The organism is Stenotrophomonas sp. G4 (assembly GCF_003428825.1).
Taxonomy (GTDB): domain Bacteria; phylum Pseudomonadota; class Gammaproteobacteria; order Xanthomonadales; family Xanthomonadaceae; genus Stenotrophomonas; species Stenotrophomonas indicatrix.
In genome coordinates this window covers 3,858,211-3,876,855 of the sequence record NZ_CP031741.1, presented here as the reverse complement: position 1 = coordinate 3,876,855, position 18,645 = coordinate 3,858,211, and the positions used below count along the sequence as shown (strand labels likewise).

Below are 18,645 nucleotides of genomic sequence, written 5' to 3'. Positions count from 1 at the left end.
CAGCGCTCCGGTAGCGCCGGGCCATGTCCGGCGAGCACGTAGCGCGGCGTAGGAAAGCCGCCGGGCATGGCCCGGCGCTACCGGGGCGTCCCGCTTTCAATCGGCGTAGATCATCTTCCGGGTCATGCCGCCGTCGACGATGAAATCCTGGCCGGTGCTGAAGCCGGACAACGAGGACAGCAGGTACACCGCCAGTGCGCCGATGTCCTCGGGTTCGCCGACGCGGCCAACCGGATGCTGGGCGTGGTCGGTGGCCGAGTACTGCGGCACGTGCCGGCGTGCCGGCGCCTGCCAGGCATCGGTGCTGATCCAGCCGGGGCTGATGCTGTTCACCCGCACCGCCGGTCCCGCACTGATGGCCAGTGCATGGGTGAAGGCCACCAGCCCACCCTTGGCCGCAGCGTAGGCTTCGCTGTGCGCCTCGGACTGCCAGGCGCGCGTCGATGCGATGTTGATGATCGCGCCTGCATCGGCTGACAGCGCCGGCAATGCGTGCTTGCTGCACAGGAACGCGCCATGCAGCGATGACAGCCGGCGCTGCCATTCTTCCCAGTCCATGTCCTGCAGCAGGGTGCCGTGCGGCCCGGCGATGCCGGCATTGTTGACCAGGCCATCGATGCGGCCGAAGCGTTGCAGGGCCGCCGCGATGAAGTCGCGCACGCTGCTTTCGTCGGTGATGTCCAGCCGCTGGAACGCGGCATCATCGCCGCGCTGCCATTCGGCCAGGCAGGCCTGGCCCGCCTCTACGTCCAGATCGCCGATCAGCACACGGCCGCCGGCCCCGAGCACCGCCTGGGCGATGCCGCGGCCGATGCCGTTGGCACCGCCGGTGACCAGCACCACCCTGCCGTGCAGCGGCGCAGTCGGCCAGGTGGCAATCGGCGGCACCGTGCTCATGACAGGTCGTCGCCGCGCAGGCGACGGTGCCAGCCCTCGACACCGATCCGGTCCAGGGTCTGGATGTTGCGCTCGACGATCACGTCCGGGTCCGGGTAGACATCCACCGCGCGTGCCACGCTGTCTTCGCGCAGCAGGTGCAGGGTGGGGTAGGGCGCGCGGTTGGTGTAGTTGCTGGCGTCATCGGCGGAGACGCCATCGAACTGGTAGTCCGGATGGAAGCTGGCCACCTGCAGGATGCCCTGCAGGTCCAGCGCCTCGATCGCCGCATCGGCGTTGTCGAGGAAGTCGTTGTAGTCGAGGAAGTCGGTCAGTACCTGCGGATGCACGATCAGGGTCGTATCGATCTGCTCGGCCGGCGTGTCGCGCAGCAGCACCAGTTCCTCGGCCAGTTCTTCCACCAGGGCTTCGGGTGTGGTCGCGTCGCTCAGCACGATGCGGACCTGGTCCTTCACGTACACCGCCTTGGCGAACGGGCACAGGTTCAGGCCGATGACGATGCGCTCCAGCCACAGGCGGGTGGCGGCGATCGGGTCGTCGGTGGGCAGGGGGGTGTCGGTCATGGCGGGCGCATCGGCTGGCGGGGGTGGCCATTGTAGGCGGGCCGCTGCAGGGGCGCCGTTCACTGTGCAGGAACTGGACAACGGCGATGCTGGAAATTCCCGTCGATTCAATCCCTTGCCGACATCACGCCAATGGCCGATTGCCGACGCTGCGGGCCAGGCGTGCAATGGCGGCACGACACAGGAGGACTTTTCATGACTGCATCTTCCCCATGGCTGCCGGACGCACTCTGGTCAGGCGCCTTCTTCGACGGTCAATGGAGCGCCGCTGCACAGCGCCAGCCGGTGATCGAGCCCGCCACCGGGCACTCGCTTGGCGAGATCGGCCTGGCCGATGCGGCGCAGGTCGCACGTTCGGCGGCCGCGGCGGCGCAGGCACAACAGGTATGGGCGGCAGCGCCGTACGAACGGCGCGCCGAGGTGCTGCGCAAGGCTGCACGCCTGGCCGAAGAAAACATCGATACGCTGGTCGACTGGCTGGTCCGCGAAAGTGGCTCCACCCGCCTGAAGGCCGGTTTCGAGGCCAAGGTGACCATCAAGGCGCTGCATGAGGCCGCCGCGCTGCCTTCGCGCAGCGTGGGTGAGATCCTGCCGTCCGAGCCTGGGCGGCTGAACCTGGCGCGGCGCCGTCCGCTGGGTGTGGTGGGGGTGATCTCTCCGTTCAATTTCCCGCTGTACCTGGCGATGCGCGCGGTGGCGCCGGCGATCGCGCTCGGCAATGCCGTGGTGCTCAAGCCGGACCCGCGCACGGCGGTGTGTGGTGGTGCGGTGATCGCACGCCTGTTCGAGCAGGCTGGTCTTCCGCAGGGTGTGCTGCAGATGTTGCCCGGCGACGGCGCCGCCGGTGCCGCGCTGACCAGCGACCCGCATGTGGCGATGATCCAGTTCACCGGCTCGACGGCGGCCGGACGCAAGGTTGGCGAAGCCGCCGGCAAGCACCTGAAAAAGGTGTCGCTGGAGCTGGGCGGCAAGAACGCGCTGATCATCCTTGACGATGCGGATCTCGACCTGGCCGTGGCCAACACCGCCTGGGGCGTGTACCTGCACCAGGGCCAGATCTGCATGGCCACCGGCCGTGTGCTGGTACAGCGCAGCATCCACCAGGCCTTCCTGCAGAAGCTGGTGGCCAAGGCGAAGTCGCTGAAGGTGGGTGACCCGGCACGCGAGGATGTTGCGCTGGGTCCACTGATCAATGCCGCGCAACGCGACCATGCAGCGCGTGTGGTCGACGACGCGGTGAAGGCGGGTGCCACGCTTGAAACCGGCGGCACCCACCAGGACCTGTTCTTCGCACCCACCGTGCTCGGCAACGTCAGTGTCGACAATCCGGCGTTCAACGAAGAGATCTTCGCGCCAGTAGCGGTGGTGGTGCCGTTCGATGACGACGACGAAGCCGTGCGCCTGGCCAATGACAGCGAGTACGGCCTGTCGATGGCGATCGTCTCCCGCAATGTCGGCCGCGCGCTGAAGCTGGGCGAGCGCCTGCGCACCGGTCTGCTGCACATCAACGACCAGACCGTGAACGACGAGGTCATCAATCCCTTCGGCGGGGTAGGGGCGTCCGGCAACGGCACCAGCATCGGCGGCCCGTCCAACGTGGAGGAATTCACCCAGTGGCAATGGATGACGGTCAAGGGCGAAGCCCCGGCCTATCCCATCTGATCGAGGAGAACGCAACGATGAGCAGCAACAGTGGATCGCGTGACATCACCGCAGCGGTGGTGCGCGGCAAGGAACAGCCCTTTGTCATCGAGCAGGCGCGCCTGCGCGGCCCGCAGGACGACGAAGTGCTGGTGAAGATCGTAGCGACCGGCCTGTGCCATACCGATCTGATCGTGCGTGACCAGTACTATCCGGTGCCGCTGCCGGCAGTGCTGGGCCATGAGGGTGCGGGCATCGTCGAGGCGGTCGGCCCCAACGTGCGCGAGCTGAAGGCCGGCGACCATGTCGTGCTGACCTACGGCCAATGCGGCCACTGCAATCCCTGCCGTGGTGGCCACGGTGCGTACTGCCGCGATTTCTTCGCGCTGAATTTCGGTGGTGATGATGGCCACGGCCATACCGCCATCACCGATGCACAAGGCCAACCGCTGCACGATCACTTCTTTGCACAGTCGTCGTTCGCCACGTTTGCGCTGGCGCGCGAGATCAATGCGATCAAGGTGCCTGACGATGCGCCGCTGGAGCTGCTCGGTCCGCTGGGCTGCGGCATCCAGACCGGTGCCGGTGCGGTGCTCAACTCGCTGCAGGTGCGATCGGGCAGCAGCTTCGCCAGCTATGGCGCCGGTGCGGTCGGCCTGAGTGCGGTGATGGCGGCCAAGGTCGCCGGTGCCACCACCATCATCGCCATCGACGTGGTGCCCTCGCGGTTGCAGTTGGCCATGGAGCTGGGCGCCACCCATGTGGTCAACAGCCGCGAGACCGACGTGATCGAGGCGGTGCGCGCGATCACCGGTGGTGGCGCCGATTTCGCGCTGGAATCGACCGGGCGCCCGGAAGTGCTGTCAGCCGGCATCGAAGCGCTCGGCGGGCTTGGCATGATGGGCGTGGTCGGTGCGCCGAAGCTGGGCACCACTGCCAGTTTCGATGTGAACAACCTGCTGCTGGGTGGCCGCAGCATCCGTGGCATTGTCGAGGGCGACAGCGTGCCGCAGGTGTTCATTCCGCAGCTGGTGACGCTGTACCAGCAGGGGCGCTTCCCGTTCGACAGGCTGGTGAAGTTCTATCCGCTGGAGCAGATCAACCAGGCGGCCGAGGACAGCACGCGGGGGATTACGCTGAAGCCGATTCTGCGGATCGCGGCGTGAGGTGAGGGTGGGGTGGGTTTGCAGGGCTGCGCCCTGCACCTGCCGAATCAACGGCAACGGCAACGGCAACGGCAACGTCAACGTCAACGTCAACGGCAAAAGCGGGCATTCCGTGGGATGGCGGGGTGGGCCGGTTGCGGGGGACGCTGCAAGTACGTCCATGTAAGCTCGGTCGCCGCTTGCTCGTGTGCGCTGTCCTGCGCACACGGCAAGGCCCGGGTTGGGCGTCCTGCCCAACCCGCCCGAGGCATGCCTCGGGCCCATGCGGCTCACGCCCCCGCAACCGGACCCACCCCGCCTTCGACAGGTTCCCGCTGCTGTTGGTGGGTGCTGACCGTTGGTCGGCACGCGGCTGTTGGTGGGTGTCGACCACGCGGCTGTTGGTGGGTGTCGACCTTGGTCGACACATGGATCCACGCCATGCGTGGATGAATGCCCGACGAAAATGGAAACGCTCCGTTGTTGGCATGTAACGCGGTCATGGCGTGTGCGGGTGTACGCTGCATGCATGATGGCCACGACAGTCGGGCAACAGCAGCTGGTGGCGGCTAGGGCCGCCTTCGCCGAGGGCGACGTGCAGTCGCTGGCGATGCTGCCCTTGCCGTTGCAGCAGTCCTGGCAGCGCTCGCATGCGGCGGGTGTGCGCCCCGGGCAGGAGCCGTATTACCCGCCGTTGCAGGGCAATGGACACCGCTTGGAGTCCCGCGATGACCGCCGCCTGGCGCGTTGCGTGCAGCCGGAACTGGAGCAGTTGTGGGCCGCGTTTGGTGCGCGTGGATGGACGATGTTCTGCGCCAACCGCGAGGGCATGGTGATCGTGCATCGCGCCCATGGCCTGGAAGATGCAGCGCTGCTGCGGCCGATCCAGGTGGGCCGGCGGCTGGGCGAGGCCGAGATCGGCACCACCGCGCCTGCGGTCAGCCTGGCCGACGACCTGCCCGCGCTGGTACGCGGCAATGAACACTATCTGCAGCGGTTCGCCCCCGTGTTCTGCCTGAGTGAGCCGCTGCATGACCTGCAGGGGCAGGTCTGCGGTGCGATCGACATCACTGGGCTGGGGGAACGCGATCCGGCGTTGCTGCAGGGCTATTTCCGGCAGGCAGCGCTGGCCATCGAGAACCGCTTGATCCACACGCTCAGCGATGTGCATCTGCTGGCGGTGCAGCATGATCTGCGCTGGTTGGCATCACCGCTGCAGGGCCTGTTGGCGGTGCAGGAAGACGGCCAGTTGCTTTGCGCCAATCGTGTCGCCCGGCGCCTGCTCGGCCTGCCGCGGCGTGGGCCGCTGCCGCTGATTTCGCTGTACACGCTGTTTGCCGGCGCCAGCGCAGCACAGCGACGTCGACTGCTGCAGCCCGGCCCTGCGCATCGGGTGCGACTGGGCGAGGGCAGTGCGGTCCATCTGCAGCATCTGCAGGCACCGCGCGCCGCACGGACACGTTCACCGGCGAGGGCCGCAGCGCCCGTGCAGGCGGCACCATTGCGTGACCAGCAGCGCGATGCGGCAAGGCGAGCTGCCCATACCGCCGACGGCAACCTCAGCCTCGCCGCACGCCAGCTCGGCATCTCGCGGACAACGCTGTACAGACTGCTGCGCGAGTGAGGCCGGCGATCGGGGCCGGCGCTACACCCCTGTGTCGATCAATCGCGGAAGTTGTTGAACTGCAGCGGCAGCTCGAACTTGCCGGCCTTGAGCACCGCGATGGCGTCCTGCAGGTCGTCGCGTTTCTTTCCCTGCACGCGCAGCTTGTCACCGTTGATCTGGCTTTCCACTTTCAGCTTGGCGTCCTTCAGCGCAGCGGCGATCTTCTTGGCGATCTTCTGCTCGATGCCCTGCTTGACAGTGATCTTCTGCCGCGCCTGGGCCAGGTTGGTTTCCACGTCGCCGAATTCCAGGCTGAGCACGTCGATGCCGCGGGCGGCCAGGCGAGCGCGCAGGATGTCGTTCATCTGCTTGAGCTGGAACTCGGTCGGTGCGGACTGGGTGATCACTTCACCCTCGCGCTCGAACTTGGCGTCCACGCCCTTGAAGTCGAAACGAGTGGCAAGCTCGCGGTTGGCCTGGTCGAGCGCATTGGTCAGTTCGTGGGTGTCGACTTCGGACACGACGTCGAAGGAAGGCATGGGCGTTACTCCGCAGAAATCAGTGGCGGCCATTCTATCGCGCCGGTCGCGGCGGCAACGCCCGTGGTCGGCGATAATGGGCCATGAACGTGCAACGCTCCCCTTCGCGCGCCGTGGCCTGGATGGTCGCTGCTGTCGCCTGTTTCTCGCTGATGGACGCCGGCATGAAGCAGCTCTCGGCCGGCTATCCCTCGCTGCAGGTCACCTTCCTGCGTGGCGCGGCGTCGCTGCCCTTCGTGCTGGTCTGGGTGCTGGCCAGTGCCGGGCCACGCTCGCTGATCCCGCGCCGCTGGGGGCTGCACCTGCTGCGCGGCGGGCTGGGCATGGCGATGATCGGCTGCTTCGTGTTCGCCCTGCGCGACCTGCCGCTGTCCACCGCCTACACCATTTATTTCGTCGCGCCGCTGCTGATTGCCGCACTGTCGGTGCCGCTGCTGGGCGAGCGGGTCGGGCCGCGGCGCTGGGTCGCCATCGGCATCGGCCTGGTCGGCGTGCTGGTGGTGCTGCGGCCGGGCGTGGGCGGTTTCATCTCGGTGCCGGGCCTGATGGTGCTGGCCGCCGCCACCGCCTATGCCATCGCCGCGATCACCGTCAGCCTGTTGACCCGCACCGATACCTCGCAGTCGATGGTGGTCTGGTTCCTGGTCATCATGGCCATCGGCGCCGGGCTGCTGGCTATCCCCGGCTGGGTGCCGCTGCAGATGGCGCATGCGCCGTTGATCGCCGGCATGGGCCTCGCCGGGGCGCTGGGCCAGATCGCGCTGACCAAGGCCTTCCAGCTGGGTGAGGCCTCGATGATCGCACCGCTCGAATACAGCGGCCTGGTCTGGGTGATCGGCTGGGACCTGGCCTTCTGGGGGCAGCTGCCCGATGGCTACACCTGGGCGGGCGCGGCAATCATCGTCGCCTCGGGCCTGTACCTGCTGCACCGCGAACGGGTGAACCGGCAGGAGCCGCCGAAACCGCTGGACCATCCCTGAACCGATTTGGCGGGGGAAGGGGTCAGAGCCCCTGCGGGGATCCGACCCCGATCCCCGCGGGGGGCTCTGACCGCCGCCGATGTACCGATGCGGGCGGCTTAGAACCAAAAGGAATAACATTCTGGCCCATGGCGCGGGCGCGCGAGCGCCGGCGCTGGTAGGCTGCACGCCCCCTTCCATCGCCCTTCCGGTGAGCTGATCCCGTGATCGAGTTCCAGCGCCTGCACAAATCCTATGCCGTTGCCGGCCGCGCAGTCAGCGCGCTGCAGCCGCTGGACCTGACCATCGAGGCCGGCGAGGTATTCGGCATCATCGGTCATTCCGGTGCGGGCAAATCGACGCTGATCCGCATGATCAACCGCCTGGAGGAGCCCAGTGGTGGCCGCCTGCTGATCGCCGGCGAAGACGTCACCGCGCTTGATCCGGAAGGCCTGCGCGCGCTGCGTCGGCGCATCGGCATGATCTTCCAGCACTTCAACCTGCTGTCCTCGCGCACGGTGGCCGGCAACGTCGCCTTCCCGCTGGAGCTGGCCGGTACGCCGAAGGCCGAGATCGATGCCCGCGTGGCCGAACTGCTGCAGACCGTGGGCCTGCAGGCGCATGCCGACAAGTACCCGGCGCAGCTGTCGGGCGGCCAGAAGCAGCGCGTGGGCATCGCCCGTGCGCTGGCCACCCGCCCGCAGATCCTGCTGTGCGACGAGGCCACCAGCGCGCTCGATCCGCAGACCACGGCGTCGGTGCTGGCACTGCTGTCGAAGATCAACCGCGAACTGGGCCTGACCATCGTGCTGATCACCCACGAGATGGACGTGATCCGTCGCGTCTGCGACCGCGTGGCCGTGCTTGATGCCGGCCAGCTGGTCGAGACCGGCCCGGTAACGAAGGTGTTCCTGCACCCGCAGCACCCGACCACCCGCCGTTTCGTCAGCGAATCGGAGCAGGTGGACGAGGGCACCCTGCACCGCGATTTCGACGCGGTCGGTGGCCGTGTCGTGCGCCTGACCTTCCTTGGCGCCGACACCTACGAACCCCTGCTCGGCAGCGTCGCGCGGCAGACCGGGGTCGACTACAACATCCTGTCCGGCCGTATCGACCGGATCAAGGACACCCCGTATGGCCAGCTGATCGTCGCCCTGGTGGGCGGTGACCAGTCCGCCGCGCAGGCCGCATTCGTGGCCGCCGGCGTGCATGTTGAGGAACTGCGTCGATGATCATCGCCACCGCCGGCGGCTTCTTCCGTCACCTGGATGCAGGCAAGTGGGCCGACATCGGCCAGGCCACCATCGACACCCTGCTGATGCTGGCCGGTTCGCTGCCGCTGACCCTGGCCATCGGCCTGCCGCTGGGCGTGCTGCTGTACCTGTTCGGTGCGCCACAGCTGAAACGCCGGCCGGTTGCCTACGGCGTGCTGGCGCTGGTGGTGAACCTGCTGCGCTCGGTGCCCTTCATCATCCTGATGATCGTGCTGATCCCCGTCACCCTGTTCATGATGGGCACCTCGCTGGGCGTGCGTGGCGCGATCGTGCCGCTGGTCATCGGCGCTGCGCCGTTCTATGCGCGGCTGGTGGAAACCGCGCTGCGTGAAGTGGACCGTGGGGTGATCGAAGCAACGCAGGCAATGGGTTCCACCACCTGGCAGCTGGTCACCCGCGTGCTGCTGCCCGAAGCACGGCCGGGCCTGATTGCCGGTGCCACGGTGACCACCGTGGCCCTGATCGGCTTCACCGCGATGGGCGGTGCGATCGGTTCCGGTGGCCTGGGCGACCTGGCCTTCCGCGACGGCTACCAGCGCTCGCACACCGACGTGGCGCTGGTCACGGTGGTCCTGTTGCTGGTGCTGGTGCAGCTGCTGCAGATGCTCGGCGACCGCCTGGTCGCGCATTACAGCCGCAGATAGCAGAATGCCGGGCGGTGCCCGGCATCGTTCAGGGTGGTGCCGGTCGCTGGCCGGCAGCTTCATGTCTGGTAGTGCCGGCCGCTGGCCGGCAACCTCATGAACGCGGGAAGCACCGTGCAGTTGCCGGCCAGCGGCCGGCACTACCGCCGTGTGCAGTCAACGCACGTTCGGTACTTCGTAGCCCAGCTTGCCCACCTGCTCGGCGTGCTGCGGCACGCGCTTGAGCTTGTCGGTGTTGACCCCGTACTCGTCACGCAGGCGTTCGGCCAGGTCCTTGTACAGGGCCTTGTCCATGTCAGGCGTGCGCGCGAAGATCCAGGCCATCTCGCGGCCCGGGTAGCCGATCAGCGCCCAGGAATAGTCCGGCGCTACTTCCAGTACCCGCGAGTGGGTCGGCACGACCCGGTAGAACCAGGTGCGCCAGCCGTGGTTGCCACTGTCGGGATCGACGCTGGCGCGCGCACGGATTTCCTGCAGCGGTTCACCGAAACCATCGCGGTAGCGATAGGTGATGGCGACTTTGTGGTCCTCGCGCAGCTCGTACTGGTTGACGCTGGCGACGTGGCCGCGCTCGATGAAGTTCGGCACGCGGCCGATCACGTACCAGGTCCCCATGAAGCGCTGCAGGTCGATCACCCCATCTGCAGAGGCTTCCGCGGCGCTGTTGCGGGACGAGGGTGGGGAATTGGCAGCCACTGCCGGACCGCCCAGGGACAGGGCCAGCAACACAGCGCAGAGCGGGCGGATCGAGGTCATGCGGGAGCGGGCTCCAGTGGGCTTGCCCGCGCATGGTCACTGTGTGCACGCCATCCGTCAATGGTGTCGCAGCCGGTGAGAAGCCCCGCAGCCAAGCTGACCGCCATCGACCACCGGAGAATCCGCATGCGCACACGTCCCCGCCACCGCCTGCCAACTGAACGCGTCAGCGAACGCGCCGATCCGCGCCTGTTGCGGGTGGTGCCGCAGCTCGCCCTCGCTGGCCTGGCCGTGGTGCTGGCGTGGCCGGCCGCGCGCGGCAGCAGTGCCTGGCTGGGCTGGTTGCCGCTGTGGCTGGTCGGCATGCCGTTGGCGGCCTGGTGGGCACTGCTGCGCTGCCCGTTGCCAACGCTGGCCGCGTTCCGCTCGCTGCGACGCGACCATGGGCAGGCCCGGCGGCGCTCCCCCACACGTACGCGCAAGGCGCACACCGCCACGGCCTGACCTTCGACACGGGGGCGGCCCCGGTGATCCATGCTAGCGTTCCACGGCTAATGACTGCCTGGAGCTGCAATGTCACGATTCGCTTCCGCCTGCCTGCTGGCCGGCATGATGACCGCTGCCTCGGTGGGTACCGCCGTGGCCGCTGAAGACACCGACCGTTACGCCTGGCTGGAGGACGTCACCGGCGACAAGCCGTTGTCCTGGGTCAAGGAACAGAACGCCAAGTCCGAGGCGCGCCTGGCGCAGACCCCGGCCTTCAAGCAGATGGAGAGCAGCATCCGCGAGGTGCTCGACTCGGACGCCAAGATTCCCGGCGTGCAGAAGATCGGCGATTACTACTACAACTTCTGGAAGGACAAGCAGCACGAGCGCGGCCTGTGGCGTCGCACCACCCTGGCCGAGTACCGCAAGGCCTCGCCGACCTGGGAAACCGTGCTCGACCTGGATGCGCTGAACAAGGCCGAGAACGAGAACTGGGTCTGGCACGGCGCCGACTGCCTGCGTCCGGACTACAGCCGCTGCCTGATCGCGCTGTCGCGCGGTGGTGCGGACGCCGATGTCACCCGCGAGTTCGACCTGACCAGCAAGAGCTGGATCAAGGACGGCTTCTTCCGTCCCGAATCGAAGGGCGGCCTGAGCTGGATCGACCGCGACACCGTGTTCGTCTACACCGATTTCGGCAGCGGCTCGATGACCACCTCCGGTTACCCGCGCGTGGCCAAGCTGTGGAAGCGTGGCACGCCGATGTCCGCCGCCAGCCTGGTCTACGAAGGCAAGCCGGAAGACATGTACATCGCGGCGATGCACGATGACACCCCGGGCTTCGAGCGCAACCTGGTCAGCCGTACGCTGGCCTTCTACAACAACGAGATCTACCTGCGCGGCGACGATGGCAAGCTGACCAGGATCGATGCGCCGAACTCGGCCGAGAAGGGCCTGCACAAGCAGTGGCTGACCCTGGAACTGCGCGACCCGTGGACCGTGGGTGGCAAGACCTACGCCTCCGGCGCACTGCTGGTGACCAAGCTGGATGATTTCCTGGCCGGCAAGCGTGACTTCGAGGTGCTGTTCACCCCGACCGCGACCACCTCGCTGGCCAGTGCCTCGTGGACCAAGAACCACTTGGTGCTGAACGTGCTGGACGACGTCAAGAACCGCCTGTCGGTGCTGACTCCGACCGCCAAGGGCTGGCAGAAGAGCGATTTCGTCGGCGCGCCGGCCTTCGGCACCCTGGGCGTCAGTGCGGTCGACAGCAATGACAGCGATGCGGTGTGGCTGACCGCCACCGACTACCTGACCCCGACCACCCTGGCCATCGCCGACATCGGCAAGGCGCCGGAAGTGCTCAAGACCATGCCGGCGTTCTTCGATGCCGACGGCAAGGTGATCGAGCAGCATTTCGCCACCAGCAAGGACGGTACCCGCGTGCCGTACTTCGTGGTGCACGACAAGGCGATGAAGCTCGACGGCTCCAACCCGACCCTGCTGTACGGCTACGGTGGTTTCGAGATTTCGCTGACCCCGTCGTACTCGGGCGGCATGGGCCGCGCCTGGCTGGAAAAGGGCGGCGTGTACGTGGTCGCCAACATCCGTGGTGGTGGCGAGTACGGCCCGCGCTGGCACCAGGCGGCGCTGAAGCAGAACCGTCACAAGGCCTATGAAGACATGGCCGCGGTTGCCCAGGACCTGGTCACCCGCAGGATCACTTCTGCCAAGCACCTGGGCGTGCAGGGCGGCAGCAACGGTGGCCTGCTCACCGGCAACATGCTGACCCAGTACCCTGAGTTGTTCGGTGCGGTGGTGGTGCAGGTTCCGCTGCTGGACATGAAGCGTTACAGCCACCTGCTGGCCGGCGCGTCGTGGATGGCCGAGTACGGCAACCCGGACACCAGCGACTGGGAGTTCATCAGGACCTTCTCGCCGTACCACCTGTTCGACGCGAAGAAGAGCTACCCGCCGGTGCTGTTCACCACCTCCACCCGCGATGACCGCGTGCATCCGGGCCACGCCCGCAAGATGGCCGCGAAGATGATCGATGCCGGCAAGGACGTGACCTACTACGAGAACATCGAAGGCGGTCATGGCGGTGCAGCCAACAACGCGCAGGCCGCGCACATGTCCGCACTGGCCTACAGCTTCCTGTGGGAGCGGTTGGGCGGTAAATGATGAAATGAAAAACGCCGCCCTTGGGCGGCGTTTTTCGTTGGGTACTCGTTGAACGGTAGCGCCGGGCCATGCCCGGCGGCTCCTTTGCCGCGTCGCGCGGCAAAAAACCGCCGGGCACGGCCCGGCGCTACCGGAAATGTTTCAACCCGCGCGCGATACGCTCCACCGCTTCCTGCAGCCGCGGCACTTCCTGGGTATAGGCCAGGCGCACGTGCTGGTTCGATCGATGGAAGCCGAAATCCAGGCCCGGGGTGAACGCCACATGCTCGGTCTCCAGGAAGTGCGCACAGAATGCCTGCGCGTCATCGGTGAACGCGCTGACGTCGGCGTACAGGTAGAACGCACCCTTCGGTTCCACTTCGATGCGGAAGCCAAGCTCGCGCAGGGCCGGCAGCAGGAAGTCGCGGCGCTGCTGGAAGGCCTGGCGGCGCTGCTCGAAGATCGCCATCGCCTCGTCGCTGAAACAGGCAAGGGCCGCGTGCTGGGCGATGCTCGAAGCGCTGATGTACAGGTTCTGCGCCAGCTTCTCCAGGTCGGGTACCGCCGCCGGTGGCGCCACCAGCCAGCCCAGTCGCCAGCCGGTCATGCCGAAGTACTTGGAGAAACTGTTCAGCACGAACGCGCTGTCATCGACCTGCAGCACGCTCGCTGCATCCAGGCCGTAGGTCAGGCCGTGATAGATCTCGTCGACCACCAGGTGGCCGCCGCGCGCATGCAGCGAAGCCGAGAGGGCCGCCAGTTCATCGGCTGACAGCACGGTGCCGGTGGGATTGGCCGGCGACGCCACCAGCGCGCCGACGCTGTCGGCGTTCCAGTGCTGCTGCACCAGCGAAGGGGTCAACTGGTAGGCCGTTTCCGGGCCGACCGGAACGAGCTGCGCGCCGCCTTCCACCAGCCGCAGGAAGTGGCGGTTGCACGGATAACCGGGATCGGCCAGCAGCCAGTGGCGGCCGGGGTCGACCAGCAGGCTGCTGGCCAGCAGCAGCGCGCCGGAGCCGCCGGGCGTGACCAGGATGCGTTCGGGGTCGATATCCAGGCCGTAATGACTGCGATAGAAACCGCTGATCGCCTGGCGCAGGGCGGGCAGGCCGCGCGCGGCGGTGTAGCGGGTGTGGCCGGCGGCCAGCGCCGCCTGGCCGGCACGCACGACCGGCTCGGCGGTGGTGAAGTCCGGTTCGCCGATCTCCAGATGAATCACATCGTGACCGGCCTGTTCCAGCGCCTGTGCGCGGGCCAGCAGGGACATCACATGGAAGGGAGCGATTTCGTGGCTGCGCCGGCTGTAGCCCGGCGTGTGGGGCAGGGTACTCATGCCCCACATGGTACGCCGGGTGTCCCGGTAGTGCCGGCCGCTGGCCGGCAACCTCGGGATGAACAGTCTGCTGCGGTTGCCGGCCAGCGGCCGGCACTACCTCCGCGCGTCCATGACGATCCGCAGGGTTGCCCGCAGCCCCCCTGCCACCCAGACTCAGGCGCAAGGACGCCATTGCATTGCCGATCAAGGAGCCTTATTTCATGAAATCCACTCTCTGCCTGTTGCTTGCGAGCCTGATGACCAGCACCGCTACCGCCGCCACCCCGCCCGTTCCGCCGGATGTTGAGAAGCGTCCGCACGTGGTCAAGGCGCCGTTCGGCGCCACCCGCAACGATGACTACTACTGGCTGCGCGACGACAAGCGCGAGGACAAGGCCATGCTGGCCTACCTGCAGGCCGAGAACGCCTATGCCGACCAGCTGCTGGCACCGCTGAAGCCGCTGGAGGATGCGCTGTACGGCGAGATCGTCGGCCGCATCAAGCAGGACGATGCCAGCGTGCCGGCACGCGAGCGCGGCTACTGGTACTACAGCCGCTACGAGACCGGCCAGGACTATCCCATCCATGCGCGCCGCAAGGCCAGCATGGACGCGCCGGAAGAGGTCCTGCTCAACGTCAACACGATGGCTGCCGGCAAGGGCTATTTCAACGTCGGCTCGATGGAGGTCAGCCAGGACAACCAGCTGCTGGCCTGGGCGGATGATGACGTGGGCCGCCGCCAGTACGTCATCCGCTTCAAGGACCTGCGCACCGGCGCGGTGCTGCCGGATACGATCACCGGCACCTCGGGCGATCTGGTCTGGGCCGATGACAACCGCACCGTGCTGTATGTCGAGAACGATCCGGAAACCCTGCTGACCGTGCGGGTGAAGAAGCACGTGCTGGGCACCCCGGTCAGCACCGACACCGTCGTCTACGAAGAGAAGGACGACAGCTTCTACATGGGCATCGGCCGCACCCGCGACGATCGCTTCATCACCATCGGTGTGCACAGCACCGTGTCCTCCGAAGAGCGCTACGCGCCGGCCAGCGACCCGACCACGTTCACCGTGCTTGCCCCGCGCCAGCGCGACGTGGAGTACGACGCCGACCACCATGACGGCCGCTGGGTGATCCGCACCAACGATGGCGCGAAGAACTTCAAGCTGGTGACCGCACCGACCGATGCCACCTCGCGTGCGCAGTGGAAGGACTGGATCGCCCATGACGATGCGGTGTTCATCGAAGGCTTCGAACTGTTCGATACCTACACCGCCATCGCCGAACGTTCCGAGGGCTTGGAGCGCGTGCGCCTGCTGTTCAAGGACGGCCGCACCGATTACGTGAAGGCCGACGAGCCGGCCTATTCGATGGGCCTGGGCGACAACACCGAGGCTGACACCACGTGGCTGCGCTACGTGTACACCTCGATGACCACGCCGACCACGGTGTACGAACTGAACACCGCCACCGGCGAGCGCCGCCAGCTGAAGCAGCAGCCGGTGATCGGCTATGACGCCTCGAAGTACGAGACCGACCGGGTGTGGATCACCGCGCGCGACGGGGTGAAGGTGCCGGTGTCGCTGGTCTATCGCAAGGGCTACAGGAAGGATGGCACCGGCGCGCTGTTCCAGTACGCCTACGGCAGCTACGGCATGTCGATGGACCCCTACTTCAACCAGACGGCGGTGAGCCTGCTCGACCGTGGCGTGGTGTACGCCATCGCCCACATCCGCGGTGGCCAGGAAATGGGCCGCGACTGGTACGAGAACGGCAAGCTGCTGCACAAGCAGAACACCTTCAACGACTTCATCGACGTCACCCGTGGCCTGGTGGCACAGGGCTGGGCGGCGAAGGATCGTGTCGCCGCGTCCGGTGGCAGCGCCGGTGGCCTGCTGATGGGCGCCATTGCCAACCAGGCGCCGCAGGACTACCGCGTGCTGGTGGCCCAGGTGCCGTTCGTGGACGTGGTCACCACCATGCTCGACCCGACCATCCCGCTGACCACCAACGAGTATGACGAGTGGGGCAACCCCGAGCAGAAGCCGTACTACGAGTACATGCTGTCCTACTCGCCCTACGACAACGTGAAAAAGCAGGCCTATCCGTCGCTGTTCGTGGGGACCGGCCTGTGGGATTCACAGGTGCAGTACTGGGAACCGGCCAAGTGGGTGGCCAAGCTGCGTGATGACAACACCAGCCCCTTCCCGATCCTGTTCCGCACCAACATGGAAGCCGGCCACGGCGGCAAGTCCGGGCGCTTCCAGCGTTACCGCGAACTGTCCGAGTCGTATGCGTTCGTGCTGCAGCAGTTGGGCATCGAAACGCCCGCGGCCGGTGCTGCGACGGAATGACGCATCGTGGCGGCGGTGATATCGCCGCCGCCACCTGCGCTCGGTATCCTTGCGCGATGCGCACGCCCGAACCGCCCGCCACCAAGGATCTGCCAACGCCCGCCCGGCCGGTGCGGTTCCGTTGGGCGTGGTGGCTGCTGGCCTACGCCAGCCTGGGCACCGGCATCGTCGGCATCTTCGTGCCGGGGCTGCCTACCACCGTATTCATCCTGATCTCGGCCTGGGCCGCCTCGCGCGGCTCCGAGCGCCTGCACGGCTGGCTGCTGCAGCACCCGCGCTTCGGCCCGGCCATCACCAACTGGCAGGCCCACGGTGCGGTCAGCCGCTACGGCAAATGGATGGCCACGATCACCATGGCGGTGTGCGCCGGCATCATGCTGTGGTGCGTACCGGTGGCCTGGGTGAAGTGGTTCTCCTTCGGCAGCATGACCGTGGTGGCGATCTGGCTGTGGACCCGGCCGCTGCCGCCGGCCGATTGATCTCTCCCGCCGGGCATGGCCCGGCGTTACCACGGTGCCGGGTTGCGGCGGCGCCGGGCCATGCCCGGCGGATGCGTGGCGCGGCACCCTGCACCAACCGCTCAGCCGCCAATGGCTATACTCGGGGCATGAACATCCCCCATCGCAATGTCATCCTGATTCCGCTGGCAGCGGCCTCGCTGCTGTTCCTCGCCGCATGCGGCAACAAGGGCCCGCTGGTGCTGCCGCAGAAGCCGGTGCCGGTGGAAGAAACCGTCGAACCGGCCACCGATACCGACACCACGCCCGCTGCCACCCAGGACCCCCGCGACGGCAGTCCGTCGGTGACCCCGGACCCGGTCAAGAAGGTGGACGACGGGAATGAGTAAGGCGGTTTCCAACGGCCTGCGCTTCAGCAAGATGCACGGCGCGGGCAACGATTTCGTAGTGATCGACCTGCGCGACGGCACCCCGCCGCCCACCCCGGAACTGGCCGCGCGACTGGCCGACCGCCATACCGGCGTCGGCTGCGACCAGATCCTGACCATCGAGCCGCCGCGTGCCGAAGGCTCGGTCGCCTCGTACCGCATCTGGAACGCCGACGGCTCCAACTCCGAGCAGTGCGGCAACGGCGCGCGCTGCATCGCGGCCTGGCTGGTGCGCGAGGGCAGTGCGCAGGGCGATCGCTTCGTCATCGACAGCCCGCTGGCCAGCCACGCCGTGGACGTCCTGGGCAATGGCCAGTATGCGGTGGCGATGGGCGTGCCGGTGTTCGATCCGGCGCAGGTGCCGCTGATCGGCTTCGCCCACCCGCGCGAGGAGTACCTGCTGCCACTGCAGGGTGAGACCGTGCGCTTCGCGGCGGTGTCGATGGGCAATCCGCACGCGGTGATCGAAGTGGGCCTGGTCGATGCCGCACCGGTCGAGCGCGTGGGCGGACTGCTGCAGCAGCATGCCTCGTTCCCGAAGTCGGTGAACGTGGGCTTCGCCCAGGTGATGGGACCGGAACATGCGCGCCTGCGCGTGTTCGAGCGCGGCGTGGGTGAAACCCTGGCCTGCGGCAGTGGCGCCTGCGCGGCGGCAGTGACCCTGATGCATCGCGGCCGCCTGCAGCGCGATGCGCGCATCAGCCTGCCTGGTGGCGACCTGCGCATCCAGTGGCCCGGCGATGGCCAGCCGGTGGTGATGGCGGGCCCGACCGCATTCGTCTTCGAAGGGGAGTGGATCGCATGACTGAGACCGTCGACAAGCTCGGTGCCCATGAAGTCGCGGCCTGGTTGCGGCGCCATCCGGGCTTCCTCAAGCAGTTCCCGGACCTGGCGCTGACCCTGGTGGTGCCACGCGATGACGGCCCGACCGCATCGCTGGCCAGCTACCAGCTGGAAGTGCTGCGCGAGAAGAACCGCGAGCTGGCGCGACGGTTGGCCGACCTGGGCGCGACCGCGCAGGTCAACGAGCGGCTGGCGGTACGCACACATCAGCTCACCCTGGCCCTGATGAAGCAGGACAACGCCGCCGACACACTGCGCGCGATGGCGGCGTCACTGCAGGAAGATTTCGCCGGCGATCTGGTGCGGCTGGTCGTGCATGCGCCGGTGGCCGGGCTGGAGCAGGCCGAGTGGCTGCAGGTGCTGGCTGCCGATGATGCGCAGCTGGGCCCGTTCCGCGACTGCCTGAAGGATGGTGAGCCGATCTGCGGCCGCCTGCAAAGCGACAAGAACGCGGTGCTGTACGGCGCGCGCAGCGAGGAGGTGCAGACCACCGCGCTGCTGCCGCTGCCGGGTGTTGGCCTGATCGCGGTGGGCAGCCATGATCCGAACCGCTTCTATCCCGGCATGGGCACGCTGTTCCTGCGGATGATGGGCGAGGCCCTGGTGACCGGGCTCAAGCGCTTCGCGGATTGAG

General features: G+C 67.3%; 18 protein-coding genes. 13 read left to right on the top strand and 5 right to left on the bottom strand.

Annotated elements, in window-relative coordinates; genetic code table 11:
• Window positions 1–96: 96 nt before the first annotated feature.
• Both D0Y85_RS17690 and D0Y85_RS17685 read right to left on the bottom strand, forming a co-directional pair.
• Window positions 97–897: an SDR family oxidoreductase gene (locus D0Y85_RS17690; protein WP_117311432.1), complete on the bottom strand. Its 801-nt coding sequence runs from the start codon at window positions 895–897 to the stop codon at window positions 97–99.
• Window positions 894–1,460, bottom strand: a complete 567-nt coding sequence (locus D0Y85_RS17685; protein WP_117311431.1) for a DUF1415 domain-containing protein — start codon at window positions 1,458–1,460, stop codon at window positions 894–896. The genes D0Y85_RS17690 and D0Y85_RS17685 overlap by 4 nt, the downstream gene beginning before the upstream one ends.
• 195 nt (window positions 1,461–1,655) lie before the next feature.
• Between D0Y85_RS17685 and D0Y85_RS17680 the strand changes: the two genes are divergently transcribed.
• From D0Y85_RS17680 to D0Y85_RS17670, 3 genes are all read left to right on the top strand, one after another.
• Window positions 1,656–3,122 carry a benzaldehyde dehydrogenase gene (locus tag D0Y85_RS17680; RefSeq protein WP_117311430.1) on the top strand — a complete coding sequence of 489 codons (1,467 nt, stop codon included), beginning with the start codon at window positions 1,656–1,658 and terminating at the stop codon, window positions 3,120–3,122.
• A gap of 17 nt (window positions 3,123–3,139) precedes the next feature.
• A complete protein-coding gene (locus tag D0Y85_RS17675; protein WP_025877316.1) occupies window positions 3,140–4,267 on the top strand; it encodes an NAD(P)-dependent alcohol dehydrogenase in 1,128 nt (375 codons plus the stop codon).
• A 511-nt stretch (window positions 4,268–4,778) separates the two neighbouring features.
• Entirely contained in the window at window positions 4,779–5,870 is a 1,092-nt protein-coding gene (locus D0Y85_RS17670) for a helix-turn-helix domain-containing protein (protein WP_240329278.1), read from the top strand.
• A gap of 38 nt (window positions 5,871–5,908) precedes the next feature.
• Here D0Y85_RS17670 and D0Y85_RS17665 read toward each other — a convergent pair whose 3' ends face one another.
• Window positions 5,909–6,391 carry a YajQ family cyclic di-GMP-binding protein gene (locus D0Y85_RS17665; RefSeq protein ID WP_117311428.1) on the bottom strand — a complete coding sequence of 161 codons (483 nt, stop codon included), beginning with the start codon at window positions 6,389–6,391 and terminating at the stop codon, window positions 5,909–5,911.
• An 83-nt stretch (window positions 6,392–6,474) separates the two neighbouring features.
• Here D0Y85_RS17665 and D0Y85_RS17660 point away from each other — a divergent pair, with 83 nt between their 5' ends.
• The 3 genes from D0Y85_RS17660 to D0Y85_RS17650 all read left to right on the top strand — a co-directional run bounded on the left by D0Y85_RS17660 (window position 6,475) and on the right by D0Y85_RS17650 (window position 9,268).
• Window positions 6,475–7,371, top strand: coding sequence for a DMT family transporter (locus tag D0Y85_RS17660; protein ID WP_025877311.1), 897 nt, complete (start codon window positions 6,475–6,477; stop codon window positions 7,369–7,371).
• A 203-nt stretch (window positions 7,372–7,574) separates the two neighbouring features.
• Window positions 7,575–8,582 (top strand): methionine ABC transporter ATP-binding protein, encoded by a 1,008-nt coding sequence (locus D0Y85_RS17655; protein WP_025877309.1) that lies wholly within the window; start codon window positions 7,575–7,577, stop codon window positions 8,580–8,582.
• Complete coding sequence (locus D0Y85_RS17650) at window positions 8,579–9,268, top strand: methionine ABC transporter permease (RefSeq protein WP_117311427.1); 690 nt, start codon at window positions 8,579–8,581, stop codon at window positions 9,266–9,268. The genes D0Y85_RS17655 and D0Y85_RS17650 overlap by 4 nt, the downstream gene beginning before the upstream one ends.
• A 156-nt stretch (window positions 9,269–9,424) precedes the next feature.
• Here the strand turns inward: D0Y85_RS17650 and D0Y85_RS17645 are convergent, their stop codons facing one another.
• Window positions 9,425–10,024 (bottom strand): lipocalin family protein, encoded by a 600-nt coding sequence (locus D0Y85_RS17645; RefSeq protein WP_025877305.1) that lies wholly within the window; start codon window positions 10,022–10,024, stop codon window positions 9,425–9,427.
• A 126-nt stretch (window positions 10,025–10,150) separates the two neighbouring features.
• On the opposite strand from D0Y85_RS17645, the gene D0Y85_RS17640 reads away from it, so the two are divergent.
• Complete coding sequence (locus D0Y85_RS17640) at window positions 10,151–10,468, top strand: hypothetical protein (protein ID WP_117311426.1); 318 nt, start codon at window positions 10,151–10,153, stop codon at window positions 10,466–10,468.
• A 69-nt stretch (window positions 10,469–10,537) separates the two neighbouring features.
• A complete protein-coding gene (locus D0Y85_RS17635) occupies window positions 10,538–12,634 on the top strand; it encodes a prolyl oligopeptidase family serine peptidase (protein ID WP_117311425.1) in 2,097 nt (698 codons plus the stop codon).
• Between the two features lie 127 nt (window positions 12,635–12,761).
• Here the strand turns inward: D0Y85_RS17635 and D0Y85_RS17630 are convergent, their stop codons facing one another.
• Window positions 12,762–13,946 carry a pyridoxal phosphate-dependent aminotransferase gene (locus tag D0Y85_RS17630; protein WP_205420713.1) on the bottom strand — a complete coding sequence of 395 codons (1,185 nt, stop codon included), beginning with the start codon at window positions 13,944–13,946 and terminating at the stop codon, window positions 12,762–12,764.
• 203 nt (window positions 13,947–14,149) lie between these two features.
• On the opposite strand from D0Y85_RS17630, the gene D0Y85_RS17625 reads away from it, so the two are divergent.
• The 5 genes from D0Y85_RS17625 to D0Y85_RS17605 all read left to right on the top strand — a co-directional run bounded on the left by D0Y85_RS17625 (window position 14,150) and on the right by D0Y85_RS17605 (window position 18,644).
• The gene (locus tag D0Y85_RS17625) at window positions 14,150–16,282 is read left to right on the top strand and encodes a S9 family peptidase (protein WP_117311423.1); all 2,133 of its coding nucleotides are present in this window, start codon (window positions 14,150–14,152) and stop codon (window positions 16,280–16,282) included.
• Window positions 16,283–16,338: 56 nt separating this feature from the next.
• Window positions 16,339–16,761: a YbaN family protein gene (locus tag D0Y85_RS17620; RefSeq protein ID WP_117311422.1), complete on the top strand. Its 423-nt coding sequence runs from the start codon at window positions 16,339–16,341 to the stop codon at window positions 16,759–16,761.
• Window positions 16,762–16,889: 128 nt separating this feature from the next.
• Window positions 16,890–17,129 (top strand): lipoprotein, encoded by a 240-nt coding sequence (locus D0Y85_RS17615; RefSeq protein ID WP_049465812.1) that lies wholly within the window; start codon window positions 16,890–16,892, stop codon window positions 17,127–17,129.
• Window positions 17,122–17,973 carry a diaminopimelate epimerase gene (dapF, locus tag D0Y85_RS17610; protein ID WP_117311421.1) on the top strand — a complete coding sequence of 284 codons (852 nt, stop codon included), beginning with the start codon at window positions 17,122–17,124 and terminating at the stop codon, window positions 17,971–17,973. Before D0Y85_RS17615 ends, dapF begins: the two co-directional genes overlap by 8 nt.
• Window positions 17,970–18,644 (top strand): DUF484 family protein, encoded by a 675-nt coding sequence (locus tag D0Y85_RS17605; protein ID WP_100462415.1) that lies wholly within the window; start codon window positions 17,970–17,972, stop codon window positions 18,642–18,644. The genes dapF and D0Y85_RS17605 overlap by 4 nt, the downstream gene beginning before the upstream one ends.
• Window position 18,645 lies beyond the last annotated feature (1 nt).